The sequence below is a fragment of the Blastopirellula retiformator genome, assembly GCF_007859755.1.
Taxonomy (GTDB): domain Bacteria; phylum Planctomycetota; class Planctomycetia; order Pirellulales; family Pirellulaceae; genus Blastopirellula; species Blastopirellula retiformator.
In genome coordinates this window covers 145942-160829 of the sequence record NZ_SJPF01000004.1, presented here as the reverse complement: position 1 = coordinate 160829, position 14888 = coordinate 145942, and the positions used below count along the sequence as shown (strand labels likewise).

Genomic DNA, 14888 nt, shown 5'->3' with positions numbered 1-14888 from the left:
AGCGTAGAAAAAACGACGCTGGCACGTCAAGGTCGAACGACGACTGGGCCAATCCGGTCTTCCCTCCTTCCCCAGATTCGTTAAGCTCTGTTAGGCAAACAAGTAACGGTGAACGATGTCCAATTTGCGGCGACATCTTCCGCTGATTTGAAAAGCAAAGGACGCTTTGTGAAGTACGCGTCGATCGGACCGATCGCTATCCATTTGCCGGAGCGGGTCGAAACGAACGAACAGCTGCAGGCCGAGTTCCCCCAGTGGGACATGAACTTGATCGCCGCCAAGACGGGGATCGAGCAACGCCATGTCGCCGCCGAAGGAGAGTGCGCCTCGGATCTGGGCGTCAAAGCGGCGCTGCGCTTGTTCGAGGAACATGGCGTCGATCCGAAGTCGATCGACTTCTTGCTGTTCTGCACGCAGACGCCGGACTATCCGCTGCCGACGACCGCTTGTTTGATCCAAGAACGTCTTGGCTTGCCGACCAGTTGCGGCGCGCTCGATTTCAATCTGGGCTGCTCTGGGTATATTTACGGCCTGGCGATGGCGGACGGTTTGATTCGCTCGGGCGTCGCTCGCCGCGTTTTGTTCATTACGGCCGAAACGTACTCGAAGTACATTGCCGCCGATGATCGGAGTATTCGCACGATATTTGGCGATGGCGCTGCGGCGACCTTGGTCGAGGCGAGCGACAAGCAAGAGCTGTACGGCTTTCAGTTTGGAACGGACGGTTCTGGCGCCAATACGTTGCTAGCGACCGAGGGAGGCGCTCGACCGGCCGAGGATGCGATTCAGCCGCGTCATCGCAAGCGGTGGAGCAGCCGCTTGTATATGGATGGTCCGAGCCTGATCAGCTTTACCGTCGGCGCGATTCCGCAACTGATCGAAAACATCTTGGCCGCCGCTGCGATGGATCGCCAGCAGTTGGATCTCTATCTGTTCCATCAGGCGACGCGAAAAATGCTAGAGCAACTGCAGGAGCGGTTGGAGCTGGACGAAGCGCGGATGCCGATCGAACTTAGCCAGTATGGCAATACGGTCTCGGCGACCATTCCGATCTTGATTCATGACCTGCGAAAACGGGGACGTCTGGAAGCGCATCGCAAGCATGTGATGGTCGGCTTTGGCGTCGGTTGGTCGTGGGGCGGCTGCATCTGGCGCGATCCGCACGGCTCGAAATCGTACGTCTCTGCGGACTAACTGTCTGCTCGCTGATCAAAAAGTGCGCACCCTGGTTTTTTGCGCCGTTTCGATCAAAAATAGAAAGCGTCAGGCTTTCGTTCACTTGCCGCACGAGGTTTCGCAACATGCAGTCGCTTCAAGGTCAATTGCTGATTGCGTCCCCTCATTTGCCGGATCCCAACTTCTTGCGGACGGTCGTCTTGATGGTGCAGCATGACGACGAAGGGGCGCTTGGCTTGGTTTTGACTCGCCCGACCGAACTGACGATGGCGGCGATGTGGCAAGAGGTCGCGGAAGAGGAAATCGAGGACGAGAGCCCGGTTTTTTTGGGCGGCCCGGTACAAGGTCCGCTAATGGCGCTGCACGCCTACAAGGCGGCAGGCGAAATCGAGGTTCTGCCGGGCGTCTATTTCTCGAGCGACAAGGACCATCTCGAAACGTTGGTCCGCCAATCGATTGAACCGAAGCGGCTGTTCATCGGCTACTCGGGCTGGGGCCAGCATCAGCTGGAGGCTGAGATGGACGCCGGCGGCTGGCTGTTGTTGCCGGCCGACGCCGAGCTGGTTTTTACGACCGACGTCGATCGGCTCTGGAAGGACGTGACCAGCAAGATCGGTTCCGACATCATGCGGTCAACGCTCCATTTAAAGGGCATGCCGACCGACCCGAATTTGAACTGATCTTGGCGGAGAGCTGAACCCGTTTAGGTCAGCCCAATCGGGAAATCGGAGAGCAGCTCGACGCCGTCGGCGGTCACCAGGTAGTCGTTCTCTAGCCGCATGCCGTAACGAAGCTTCTCGTCATACAGGCCTGGCTCGACGGTGAAGACGTCCCCTTCGGCGAAGACGTCGTCCCAGCAGGAGTTCAGGTGCGGGCCTTCATGCGGGAAGAGGCCAATGCCGTGCCCCAAGTGATGGTCGAAAACGCCAATCGGAGCGGCGCTAAGGATCCCCACGACTTCGTTGAACAACTCTTTGCAGCTTTTACCGGGACGCACGGTCTTTTGGACGTGGTCAAACGTCTGCATGACGATCTCCCACGTTTGTTGTTGCTCGTCGGTCGGCTTGCCGTTGACGGCGATCGTGCGGCAGTTGTCGGCAAAGTAGCCCCGATAGGCGGGCCCCAGGTCAAGAATGTACAACTCGCCATCTTCGGTCAGGCGATCCCGCGGCGGTCCCCCCTTCTCTCCACTGGCGTAGTCGTTGCCGGCGCCGGTCAGCATCTCGCCATATTCTTTTACCGCCGCCGCTTGCAGCGCGTTGAAGACGTTCAGTTCGCTGACGCCGGGGCGGATCATGTCGCGGGCCACCTCGTACATCCGCGCGGTGCCGGTGATCGCCTTCTTTAGGCGGGCCAGCTCGTCCGGATCCTTCTTGCGACGCAGTTGATAGAGGGTCGGTTCGACGTCGACCAGCGTCGCGTCGAGCTGCTGCGACATGTGCAGCGAGAAGGTCGAATATTCGACGCCGATCTTGCCGAGCTTGTCGCGCGACTTCAGGTAGGTCAACAAGACTTCGCTGCAGGCGTGACGCTGGTCGTTTCGCAGCGTGCAAAGCCACTGCGCTTCGTAAGTCAAAATCTCATCGGCCGCGGCGGTTGCCGGGGGCTCGTTCGGGGCGATCAACGTCGTCGTGCCGTCGGCGAACAGAATCGCGGCCGGCGAATGCGTCCACGCGAAACGGGGACCGACCAGATATTGAATATGTTCGATTTGCGTGACGATAATCGCGTCGAGTTCGACCGAGGCGAGTGCGTTCCAAAGTCGTTGCTGGCGTGCTCGGCTTGCATCGATGTTCAGGTCTAGTTCGCTCATCGCGTCTCCCTCTCGTTGTAAAACGTCGTTGTAGGTTGGCGACGTCGGTCCGGCGCTCCACCCTTAGCTGCCTGTTGAAAAATGCCCTCGTGGCATCTTCCAACCTCGCCAGGCTCAGAGCGTAGCTCTTCGCGGCTCGCAAAATAACGACTTACGTCGCGATTTTGGGATCGCATCCCTGCGATCCAGCAGCCCGTTGAGAAAATCAACGGACTGTTAGGCCAAACTAATGGAAACCCGCTTCGACGAAAAGTGGGGAGACCGCGCCGTTTTTTATTGACTTGCTTCCAAACGATCTCTCGGGAAATCGCTCGTCCACTTTTCACCATCATGACGTAGAATACTGGCGCCTTGGAATTCACCTTCGATAGTGCGGACGATGACTGCTGGATCTCGAATTTTCGCCATTGGCGACGTACATGGATGTTGTGACGCTTTAGCGGCACTGCTGGCGCAGATTGCCCCGCGAGCGGAAGATATGGTCGTGATGCTCGGCGACTACGTCGATCGTGGACCCGATTCGGCCGGCGTGATCGACCTGTTAATCGAGTGGAGCGGGCGGACGCAGATGATTTTTCTGCGAGGGAATCATGAAGTGATGATGTTGAACTCGCGCACTAGCAGTGAGCAGCGTCATTTTTGGCGCGAATGCGGCGGCGCCGAAACGATGGAGAGCTACGGCGGCAGTCTGAATAACGTCCCCCAAAGCCATTGGGATTTTCTGCTGGCGACGGCGCCCTATTTCGAGACCGACAAATTCTTCTTCGTCCACGCGAACTATCAATACGATTTGCCGCTCAAAGATCAGCCTCCCCTGTTTCTTTATTGGGAGCATCTGCGACCCGCGCCGCCACCGCAGCACGAAAACGGGAAGCAGGCGTTTGTTGGCCACACGCCGCAGAAGGATGGGCTGCCAGGCGACTTCGGCCATTTGATTGCCGCCGACACGTTTTGCGTCGGCGGCGGCAAGTTGACCGCCGTCGAGTGTAATCTGCTGGAGTGCTTCCAGGTCGATCGCGATGGTACCGAGCCGTCGAACTTCTGGCTGCGATAAGAGTCGCCGCAAACCACTACAAAAAAAAGGTCGCCTTCGCAGGCGACCCTTTTTCGTGGGTGATGGTTTCGATTGGCGATTAGGCCATTTCGATTTCGTCCCATTCGGCGAACAGATCGTCGAGCGATTCGTCTTCGGCGTCGCCCGATTCGCTGACGTCGATATCGGAGATCGTCGATTCGATCAGCGACGAGTCGTCGAAGTAGGTGTCGACGTCGGTCATCGCTTCCGAGACGTACTCCGCTTCGACCGCCGAGTAGTTCGACAGCGTCTTGAACGCGATGCCGTTCTGCTCCAGCGTGCGACGGGTCGTTTCGGGCATGACGACCGCGACCCCGGTGCGACCGCTGACGTCGGACAGGTCGGCGACGTCGTCTCCCAGCACGAAGCTGGTGGTCGACAGGACCGATTCAATTTCGACGGTGGTCGTTTCGGTGACCGGGCTGACGATGACCGGACTCTGACCGTCGGCCGATTGCTCGGTTAACGCGGCGCTACGGGGATCGACTGTCGTGTTCTCGTCGGCCGAGGCGTAGGCGGTCAGGATCATCTCGACGTTGAGCGACGAGATCTCCTTGCGAATGCCCGGAGCCAAGTAGGGGCTCATGAGATCCGACGAGTAGAGATCCGCATTCACGTGCTCGCCGCGAGCGTCCATCTCGACGGCGAACATGTCGCCGACGAAGATGACCGAATCCTCAAACGTCTCGATGTGTTCGCCAAACGCCGAGTACTGCGGCATGAAGCCGTACAAGTGCCCCAGCTCGTGCATCATCACGGTGTACAGGTCGTACTGATCGCTGCTGGGGCCCCCTTCCAGGTCGGTCGACCAGCCGAAGCCGGCGCCGTCACTGTCGATGGTCAGCACGCCGCGAACCGGCAGGCCTTCTTCGTTCAGCCCAACCAGCTTGGCTTCACCCAACTGAGCGCCGCTCAGGTTGGTGACTTCCAGGCGAACGTCGAGCGGCTCGTCCAGGCCAAGGGCTTCGGCCCAGGCGGCGTTGGCCGCCGTGAAGATCGCGTCGACCGTGTCAGGCCCATCGGTAACCAGACCGCTGCCGACCCACAGTTGGGTGAACGTGGTCGGGTAAGACAGGTTCTCGGCGGTCGCCTTCGAGACGCCGACATTGCGGACCAACAAGGTCAGGTCTTCCAGCGACGTGTAACCGTCGTTGTTGAAGTCGGTGGCCGCCGTCATGGCGTCATCGACTGCGATCGACTGGTTGCCGATGTTGCGGACGATCTGCATCAGGTCGACCAGCGAAACGTTGCCATCGTCGTCCAGATCGTAAGGAACGGCCCAAACGTCGAGGTTCGGCGCGTCGCCGGTCGAGGCGCGGACCAGACCTTGATCGGTCAGTTCCAACTGGCCGCGGGTAATTTCCAGATCCAGGCTCGCCGGGCCGTATTGCAGGCCGTCTTCGATCGACAGCCCATCCTGGACCAGCGATTGGAAGCGGACGCGACCCAGCAGGACGAACCCATCTTTTCCAACACCTTCGGCAGACGTGCCGCTGCCGAGGTTGGTAATGACGCCAGACACGTCGTTGATCAGGCCGCCACGGTTTTGGTCGAACGTCGAGGCGTACTCGATCTTCGTCGCGGTGAACAAGTTGGTGTTGTACTTCAGGTCGACAACGCCAGACTGAATTCCGGCGGCATCCGCCGTATTGCCCCAGACTTCAACCCAGAAGGTGTCCCATTCGCTCTGCCAGGTATTGCTGACCGGCAACGCGGCGATTTCGCCATTCTCGTCCATCGCGGTTGGCGAATCGACGACCGACATGAAGACGCCACTACCCTCTTCCAGCGGTTGTCCGCCATCTGCCGATACCGTACCCATCAGCGGTACGCCGCCACCATTTCCATCATACGTGGCAGTAATGGTCGACTGTCCGAATAGGCTTACGAGAGTTGCTGCTCCAGGGGAAAGCGGTTGATTGACCAACGCACGCTTCAGGTTGAACGTTAGCGAGATGTCATCATCCGCAAAGCCGGCACTGCCGCCATCCGTCGCGGTAATCGTCCCCGATTCCGAGGCGTAGCTGTCGACGACGCTACCGGTGAGATCGGTTTCCGTGGTTTCGTAAATGCCTTCGACGCTTTTGAACTCAGCTTGGTCAATTCTTCCGGACGAGAAGAATAGGTCCATCTCCTGGGAGTCGAACAGTCCCATGCTGCCGCCGAAGAAATCGCCTGTAATTTCGAGCTCAATCGCTTCAGAGAGCATCAATTCCATGTTGCGGAAGGCGAAATCGCGCGAACCCGATTCCAGGCCTAAGTTGGCCGGAGCCGCGTCGTCCGCATTGTTCGGGTTAACGCCATCGGCCGGCGTATAGCTCTCGTCCATATCGAACTGTAGGTCAGCAGCGACAATTCGCAGCTTGGCTGGATCCGACATCGTCGCATCCAGGATCTGAACGTACAGCTTGCCAGTAAGATTGGACACGGAGCCGCTCGGATTTTGAGCGGTAAATGCGTTGTTGATAAACTTGCTGTTGAACGAATCATTTCCAGTCAGATTGAGGCTGAATGGAGAGGCGTTGACGTCAAAGACCAGGAAGTCGGTGACTACTTCGGTCATCGAAGTGTTTTCCGAAATCTGGTCGAAAGAGACGACAGTGACTTGCGCTTCCGCCGTCGCCTCGAGGACCGGACCTCCGTCGCCGGTTGCTCCAGTCGGGTCGAGCAACACCGAAATCGGACCGCTAGTCGGGGTGACGAACGGAGCAGGATCGCCATAGAAGAGCGAAATCAGCTGATCGGACGTATCGGGTTCCATCAGGTTGGTGTCGAGCGTGAACTCCATCGTCGCGATGCGAGCATAGTCGCCGGCGCTCATGTCGGGGAACATGTAGGCGCCGTTGCCGTTAACGCCACTGTTGTTCCCCGTCGTCGCGACCGTCGACATCAAGCCGACGATGTTGAAAATGTAACCATCGTCACCATTTACGAAGAAGCTTGGCGCAAGTCCGGCGATCGGCGTATTGTCCAATTGATCGAACCCGCTGGTCACCAGGTTGAGATAGCGGTTGTCATACTGGAGGTTGTAGTTGAACAAGCTCATGCCGTCGAAGTAAACCCGGCCCGGCGCGGCTTGATCCGCTCCGTAATTCACCGACACCCACAGTTCGTAGTAGAACGTGTTGTCGAGCGAATCGTCGGCAACCAGCGTCAGGCTTTCCGAACCCGGCAGTAATTCCTGGGTGACGCCGCCGCCGGTGCCGTCGTTGGCCGAGATATCTTTGACCGCACGGATCTGGACGTCGACGATATTCTCGACCTCGAACTTGATCGTCAGGTCAGCTTCGGCCGAGAACAGGCCATCAGGGTCTTCCGCACGAATCGTGATCGTCTGCGGAGCCCGGTTCTGCGACGGCAGGTAGTGGAGGACGTGGAGGACCAGTTCGCCGGTGTTGCCGTCGACGGTGGCGCTGACGAACGAATCGCCATTGGCGTAGCTGAAACCGGAGACGACGTCGAAGGTCAGATTCGCAATCGCGTCGTCCACATCGCTGAAGATCGGGTTGTCCATCTCGTCGACGATGTCTTCGATCGCGAACCGAAGCTCGTAACCGTCGCGGTCGATCGTGCTATTGGCTTGATTCGGATCCGGAATCTGCACCGTCACGTTGGCTTCAAAGTTCGGATTGCCGCCGGCGAACAACTGCGACTCGTCGATGACGATCGCGGCGGTCGCTTCGCCGCTCGTTTCCGGAGCTTCGTTGACGTCGTTGATGTCGATCGTGACGGTCGCCGTCGTCGGAGCCGACAGGCCGGCGCCGTTTTGGTCGGTGACCGAAACGGTCAGCACATATTGCGAGGTCGTCTCGAAATCGAGATCGGCGCCCGCGGCGACGGTGATCACGCCGTTGGCGTCGATTTCAAAGTTCTCGGCACCAGTACCGCTGAGCTCGAACGCCAGTTGCGAGAAGCTGGCGTCGCTGGCCGGCACAACACCATCGTCGGCGGCATCCGGGTCGGTCACGGCGACCGGGCCACCGGTCAGCATCGTGCCGGTATCAGTCGCACTGCCCGGCGCGATTTCGTCGACCGTGAAGCTGAAGCTGCCGTTATCAAACGATGGGGCTTCGTTGACATCGGTGACCGTCACGGTGAGGGCCACGGTGGCTGCGACGCCGCCGCGATCGTCCATGACGTCAACCATCAGCGTGATTTCGCCATCGGCGTTGACCGCACGGACCGCCTCGTAGTCGAGCAGGGCCGGATCGGCCACCTGCAGCGAATAGACGTTGGTGCTAGTTTCAACCAGCTTGAAGGCGCCGGAGAATTGGCCCGACAGAGCTGGGGTCAGGATCGTATCGGCCACGTCGGCGTCGGTCAGCGTCAGCTCGATGCCAACCGGCGTGTCGACCGCCGTCCCTTCGGCGATGGTGGCGGACGCCGTGTCGGGCGTGATGACCGGCGGGTTGTTGCGTTGAACGCGAATGGCCAACTTCATGCCGCCGGTGGCGCCGAGCAGTACGTCAGACGTGTCGGCTCCGTCACCGTAGTTGAAGAACAGTTCGTAATCGTCGAAGTTGCCGACAGGCTCGGCCAGAGACGCGGCCAGCTCGATTTCGCCAGTCGCGCTGTCGATCAGGAACTGCGACACGTCGCCAATCTGGCTGAAGAAGATCGTGTCCCCTTCCGGATCAGCGGCCAAGTTCAGCTTGTCGAGGACATCGAGAATGCCGTTCATCGACAAACCGCCAGGCAAGGTTTCGCCCGCCTTGTTGTCGGCCGGAACAATGTCGTCGAAGATCAGGTTCAAGACGCCCAAGTCGACCACCCCGGCGTCGTGCGTCAGCGGCGTGCCATTGCCGTCGGTCGGCAGGGGGAGTTCGTTTTGCGGGGTCAGAGAGATCGTGATCACCTGCGAGGTGGTCGCGTCGCCGTCGAATGCCTGAACCGTGATGTCGTACGAGGTCGGACCGTCGTCGAAATCGAGGAGGCCCGGGTTGGCGACAACGATCTTGGAACCTTGGACCGCGAAGATGCCATCGGGGTTGCTGGCCGGATCGATCGAGAAGGTCAGGTTGCCCATGTCCGAGGCGTCTTGATCGGTAAAGGCGGTCGACAAGTCGAGCGCCGGCGACAGATCCGAGTCATCGGCCGGAGTTCCGTCGGTCGGCGGAATCGCAGCGACGAATTCATCCGTCGAGAAGTTCGTGCCGCCGACGTAGGTCGGAGCGTCATTCGCATCCGGCACGTTGATGTCGATGACGTAGTCGGCGAAGCTGCCGACGCCGTCGGTTACGCGTACGGTAATCGACATCGTCGGATCGCTCTCGAAGTCGATCAGCGTGGTGTCATCGATGATGACGTCGATGCTGTTGCCCGAGAGCGTGCCGAGTCGGAAGGCCCCTCCGGCGCTGTCTTGCAGCGTGACCGAAGCGATGCCGTCCGTTTCGCCATTCTGCTCGGAGAAGGTGAGCGTGAAGGCCGTCGTGTCATCAGCCAGGTTCTCGGCGACGTCGAATTCGTCGTCGTCAACGACCGGCGGCAGGTTGTCGACGACGTTGATCGTGATCGTGCCGCTGAACATCTGAGCCGGCGAGCCGTCGTCCGTACCCTCAAAGCTGAGTTCATACGTGCCAGGCGGAACCGGACCGTTGGTGTAATGGATCTTGCCGTTGCCGTCGACCTCGAAGGTGAAGTAGTTGTCGCCCGATTCCGACGCGGTAAGGTTGGTGAAGGTCACCACGCCACCTTCCGGATCGGTGAAGTCGAGCGTCAGGCCGGTGTCGCCGCTGGCGTTTTGCAGCATCAGTTCCGAGACGGTGTAGTTGGTCGCGTTCAGAACCGGGGCTTCGTTGACGTCCGAAATGTTGACGGTCAATGCCAACGGTGCGCTGGTGTTGACGCCATCGGTGACGACGATGCTTAGGACGTAGGTGTCCTGGGTCTCAAAGTCGAGCGAATCCTCAGCTGTGACGGTGATCGTGCCGTCGGCTGGGTTAATGGTGAACGGACCGCTGGTCAGGCCGCCTCCCTCGAAGCTGTAGGTCAGCGTTTCGAGGTTGACCGAATCCGCGTCATCCGGATCGACCGCCGACAGAGCCGGGGTGACCGAGACAGGGGCGCCGGCGCCCGCATCTTCAGCAACTCCCGCCATGTAAATCGCATCTTCGATCCGCGGGGTTTCATTCACGTCGTTCAGCGTGATCGTGACCGGCACGCCGACGCTGTCCAAACCGGCTCCGTTGATGTCGGTCGCGGTCAGGGTCAGGTTGAAGACGCTTTGGGTCTCGAAATCGAGGGTCGCGTTGGCGGCGACCTTGATGTTGCCGGCGCTGTCGACGTTGAAGTTCTCGGCGCCGGTTCCGGTCAGCGTGTAGGTGAGCTCGGCGAAGGTCGGGTTGGTCGCCGTCGAAGTATCGTCGGCGGCGTCCGGATCGGTCGCCGAAACGAGTCCGACCTGCGAATCTTCGGCGGTCGAGCTATTGTCGGCGATTTCGTCGATCGTGAACGAGTAGCTCGCTTCGTCAATTTCGGGCGCTTCGTTGACGTCGTTGACGGTAATGTCGACGGTGACCGGAGCGCTGGTCGTCACGCTGTCGGTGATTTCGATGGTCAGCTGATACGACTTGGCGACTTCATAGTCGAGCGTATCGCCCGCTTTCAGCGTGATGGCGCCGGTGGTTCCGTCGATATCGAACAGGCCGTCCGGGTTGCCGCCGGTGGCGAACTGATAGGTAAGCGTTTGCTCCAGGCCTTCGCCGTCGGTATTGTCTGGATCGAAGGCGGTCAACATCTGGTCGAGCGTTACCGCGGCCATCGCCGCACTATTCTCGTCGATCGAACCAGTGACCGTGGTGGGAGTCAGCGTCGGGGTTTCGTTGATGTCGTTGACGTCGATGGTGAAGGTGACGCCGGCCGAGGTCAGACCTTCGCCCGGGTTGTTGTCGAAACCGTCACCCTTGTCGTCGGTCGCTTTGACGGTGAACGTCAGGTAGCGAACGCCATTTTCAAAGTTGAGCGTGCCAGTCGGATCCGAGATCGTCACCACGCCGCCCGCGTTGATCGAGACGATCACGCCAGCCGCGCCCAGCGAGTTCAAGCTGTCGTCGAGGGCGTCGATGCCGGAGACTTCGTACGAGAGCGTTTCGCCCACGTCCTTGCTGCCAGCGGTCAGGTCGACGTTGAAGCCGATCAGCGAAACCGGATTGTTCAAGTTGTCCGGAGTCGTTTCGTCCAGGCTGGCGCCATCCAGGCTGGTGTTGTCGACGACCGGGGTGTTGTTGCTGACGATTTCGACGGTCGTCGAGCCGCTGTTGCCCGCTTCGTCCGTGTAGGTGACTTGCAGCGTGTTGACGCCGACCGACAGCGGCACATCGCTGATCGTAACCTTGCCGTCATCGTCGCTATCGGTGGCTGAGATGCCGCCGATGGTGACGGTGGCGCCCACTTCGACAGTGACTTCAAAGTCGGCGTTGTCTTCTTCGGTACGCGTGGCCGAGGCGCCCGCTTCGACCGACTTGTTGGCCAGGTCCAAGACCGGGGCGTCGATGTTGCGATCGACGGTGACGGTCAAGACGGTGCTGAGCGCGCTGGCGTTACCCGCGGCGTCATAAGCCATCGCCGTGATGTCGTAGTCGTCATCCGTGGTGAATTGCGACATCAGGTTGAACAGCACTTCGCCGGCGTCGGCGCCATCGATCAGTTTGCCAGCCGAAACGCCGTCGACGAACAGTTCGACGATCGAACCGGCTTCGGTCGTGACCTCGAACTGCAAGGTGCTGGCATTGGTCAGGTCGTCGGTCGTCGAGACGCCGGTATCGGTCGTCAGATCGATCGACGGAGCGGCCGGGGCCGTCGTGTCGAACTCGAACGTGAAGTTGATCGGCGTCGCGTAGGTGTTGCCCAGGTCGTCGGTCGCGTTCAGCATCAGCGTGAAGGCGCCGCCGGCGGTGACGTCGGTTCCAAACAACGTTTCCAGGTCGTCCGCACTCAGGCCGAAGGTGATGTTGCGGATGTCGGAGAGGTCTTTTTCCGCGATCGTGTCGGCGAAGAGATCAAACGTCGCGTCGGTGCCGCTGATCGTCGCCCCGGTGATGTTGCTGAAGTCGGTGATCGAACCGCGAATCACCGCTTCGGTCGAAGTGGCGGGCAGAACGTTGGTCACGCCGTCAGAATCGGCGCCTGGGAAATCCACCGCGGCCGAATCGTCGACCAGGCCGACCTCGATGGTCGGGGGATCAATGTCGCCGATCAGGTCGAGATGAATGACGACGTTCTGGTTCCGCTGGACCCAACTCAGTTCGTGCGATTCAACCTTGCCGTTTTGATTCAGGTCGAACTCGTAATCGTATTGCGACTGGTTGAAGTCGATTCCCCAAACCGACTTGTAATAAAGCGCGGTATTCTGGTTCCCCGTGCCGGCGCCTTGCATCTGGGCGGCGCTCGCCTTCATGTATTCTTGTTCGCTCGTCATGCCGCTCCCGTCCGAGTCGCCGAACAGGAAAATCTCGGCTTGGAATTCGCCGCCGCCGTTGCCGCCGACTTCGATCGTCAGGGTCGCGGTGCCCATCTCGAAGAAGACCAGGCTATCGGTCGTGCCGTTGACGTTGGCCATCGCACTGACCGGCGTGATGACCTGCGAAGGATTGTCCTTCAGGTGGATGAGCGGCACGTTGGGATCGAAGTTGCCGCCGGTTCCCTTGATCTTCAGGCCAACCAGAACCGAAGAGGCTCCACTGATATGGTCGAGCGTGATGTCACGGGTCGTCCCCTCTGCGATGGTAAGGTCTTCCACCAGGTCGATGGTGGTCAACGCGAGGAGGTCGCGAATCTCTAGGCGTTCGCTTGCCAATTTCTGATGTGCCTGACGACGACGATTTCGTCCATGCTTACGAAGCTTGCGATTATTTTCACGAGTCCAATCTGTGTTTTTCATGCTATGCACCGACCACCCAAGATCCGGGGAGATGTTGATAGTTTGGGGGGTTAAGGAGAGAAAGGGGAAACGAGGACCGTAGTTAGCGTTGGAGCGATTCTAACCGTCGGGAAAAAATCCTGGGTTAGAGAGGGGGTAGCGTTCTACGGAGTTCCATTTAAATCAGGCGGTTTCGTGATTTCAACGAGAATGCTGTCACTATGTTGATCTCAATCACCTAGTTTTCCCATGCCACCTTATCGTTATGCCGCCTTTAGGGGATTTCAGGGTGGTGCGTTTTAAGCGTTTGCCATGCATAAGCGTTTGTTTGTGCATTCTGTGTGAAGATATTCCGATTAGCGACTCTGTGCGGCCTCTGTCGCAATAATCCCTTTGGTACCAATCATTTCGATCAAACTTTAGGATTCGATTGTTCCGAATGAACTACTGCCTACCGTGTCCATTTGCGCGGTACCGTCTCGCCGTGAACGTATGTTCCATGGCTTGGCGCCCTGAAGTCCCACGGGGGGCGGGGGATTTTTGGTCAAAGGAGTGCAGGATGCCGCACTACCCAAACTGGCGACTTTTTCTACTAGCGGGCGCCTTTTCCATCGGACGTGCGTGTTTCGCGCAAGACGTCGGTGTTGAGCCGGTCGTTTTGCCCCCCTCTGTAGAGGCTGCCCCGGTGTCTTACGAGGATGTAGAAGTCCAGCCAATCACGCTTACCGACGAGATCGAGCCAGTAAGCTGGGGAGAACCTTGCTGCAACTACAACGTGGGCTGCTGCAATAACGGTTGCGGCTCGCAGGGGGGCGGCTGGTTCACCGATGCGTGGATCTCGCAAGGCTACACCGCGAACTTCGATCATCCGGCGGATAATTTCAATACGCCGATGACGTTCAATGATCGCGCCGACGAATACCAGATGAACCAGCTTTACCTGGCGATGGGTAAAGAGGTAGACGATCAGAGCTGCTGCTGGTCGTTAGGAGGACGAGTCGACCTGCTTTACGGCTCCGACTACTTCTTCACGATGGCCAATGGTCTGGAATTGCACCAAGACGGTACGCGAAAGTGGAACGGCGACGGTCCTCGCGATAGCGGCAATGCAGCCCTGTACGGCTTGGCGATGCCGCAGCTCTATGGCGAGATCTTCGCCCCGATCGGTAACGGGTTGCGAGTGAAGTTCGGCCACTTTTACACGATCATCGGCTACGAGTCGGTGATGGCCCCGCAGAACTTCTTCTACTCGCACGCCTATACCATGCAGTATGGCGAGCCCTTTACCCACACCGGTATTTTGGGCAGCTATACCGCGGGCGATAACCTGACGCTGCACGCTGGTATCACCAACGGCTGGGACAACTTCGACAACATCAATGGTCAGTGCTCGGGACTGTTCGGCTTTCAGTACGCCAACGACGTGTCGTCCCTCTCCTACTCGTTTATTAACGGGAAAGAGGACGCTGACGGCCTGAACAATCGCTTTCTGCAGTCGCTGGTCTACACCCGCAAGTTGGGCAATCGCTGGACGTATGTCTTCCAAAGCGACTTGGGCGTGGAAGAAAACGGCAAGCTGAATGCGGCGTTCGAGCCGGATACCGCGTTCTGGTACGGCATCAACCAGTACCTGTTCATGAAGTACACCGAGACGATCGATCTGGGCGTGCGGTTGGAATGGTTCCGCGACGAGGACAATGCTCGCGTGATTGCGATTCCGATCGAAGCGTTCTCGCAAGGCGGAAACTACTACGAGTTGACGCTCGGCGCCAACTGGAAGCCGTACGACTTCGTCAATGTCCGGCCGGAACTGCGGTACGACTGGTCGAACGTCGACCTGCTCGGAGCCCAGGGGCCGTACAACGACTTCATGGATAAGCAGATGTGGACCGCGTCGTTCGATGTGATTTTCAAGTTCTAAAGCACGCCGGGGGTGCTGTCGCTGCTGGCGGCGGCCCCCCGAAAAA

Annotated in this window: 6 protein-coding genes; 4 read left to right on the top strand and 2 right to left on the bottom strand. The window is 59.1% G+C overall.

Going from position 1 to position 14888, the window contains the following annotated elements; all coding sequences use genetic code 11:
- Positions 1–168: 168 nt before the first annotated feature.
- Complete coding sequence (locus tag Enr8_RS16540; RefSeq protein WP_146434936.1) at positions 169–1194, top strand: ketoacyl-ACP synthase III; 1026 nt, start codon at positions 169–171, stop codon at positions 1192–1194.
- A gap of 107 nt (positions 1195–1301) precedes the next feature.
- Positions 1302–1856, top strand: coding sequence for a YqgE/AlgH family protein (locus Enr8_RS16535; protein WP_146433572.1), 555 nt, complete (start codon positions 1302–1304; stop codon positions 1854–1856).
- Between the two features lie 23 nt (positions 1857–1879).
- Here the strand turns inward: Enr8_RS16535 and Enr8_RS16530 are convergent, their stop codons facing one another.
- A complete protein-coding gene (locus Enr8_RS16530) occupies positions 1880–2989 on the bottom strand; it encodes a M24 family metallopeptidase (RefSeq protein WP_146433570.1) in 1110 nt (369 codons plus the stop codon).
- Positions 2990–3368: 379 nt separating this feature from the next.
- On the opposite strand from Enr8_RS16530, the gene Enr8_RS16525 reads away from it, so the two are divergent.
- Positions 3369–4043, top strand: coding sequence for a metallophosphoesterase family protein (locus Enr8_RS16525; RefSeq protein ID WP_146433568.1), 675 nt, complete (start codon positions 3369–3371; stop codon positions 4041–4043).
- A 79-nt stretch (positions 4044–4122) separates the two neighbouring features.
- On the opposite strand, the gene Enr8_RS16520 is transcribed toward Enr8_RS16525, so the two are convergent.
- Positions 4123–12858: a cadherin domain-containing protein gene (locus Enr8_RS16520; RefSeq protein ID WP_186767708.1), complete on the bottom strand. Its 8736-nt coding sequence runs from the start codon at positions 12856–12858 to the stop codon at positions 4123–4125.
- A 748-nt stretch (positions 12859–13606) separates the two neighbouring features.
- Here Enr8_RS16520 and Enr8_RS16515 point away from each other — a divergent pair.
- A complete protein-coding gene (locus Enr8_RS16515; RefSeq protein ID WP_186767707.1) occupies positions 13607–14842 on the top strand; it encodes a porin in 1236 nt (411 codons plus the stop codon).
- Positions 14843–14888: the final 46 nt, after the last annotated feature.

Excerpts from the sequence above, each read along its gene's own strand:
- Enr8_RS16535 (WP_146433572.1), top strand. The coding sequence starts at position 1,302 with ATGCAGTCGCTTCAAGGTCAATTGCTGATTGCGTCCCCTCATTTGCCG.
- Enr8_RS16530 (WP_146433570.1), bottom strand. The coding sequence starts at position 2,989 with ATGAGCGAACTAGACCTGAACATCGATGCAAGCCGAGCACGCCAGCAA.
- Enr8_RS16525 (WP_146433568.1), top strand. The coding sequence starts at position 3,369 with ATGACTGCTGGATCTCGAATTTTCGCCATTGGCGACGTACATGGATGT.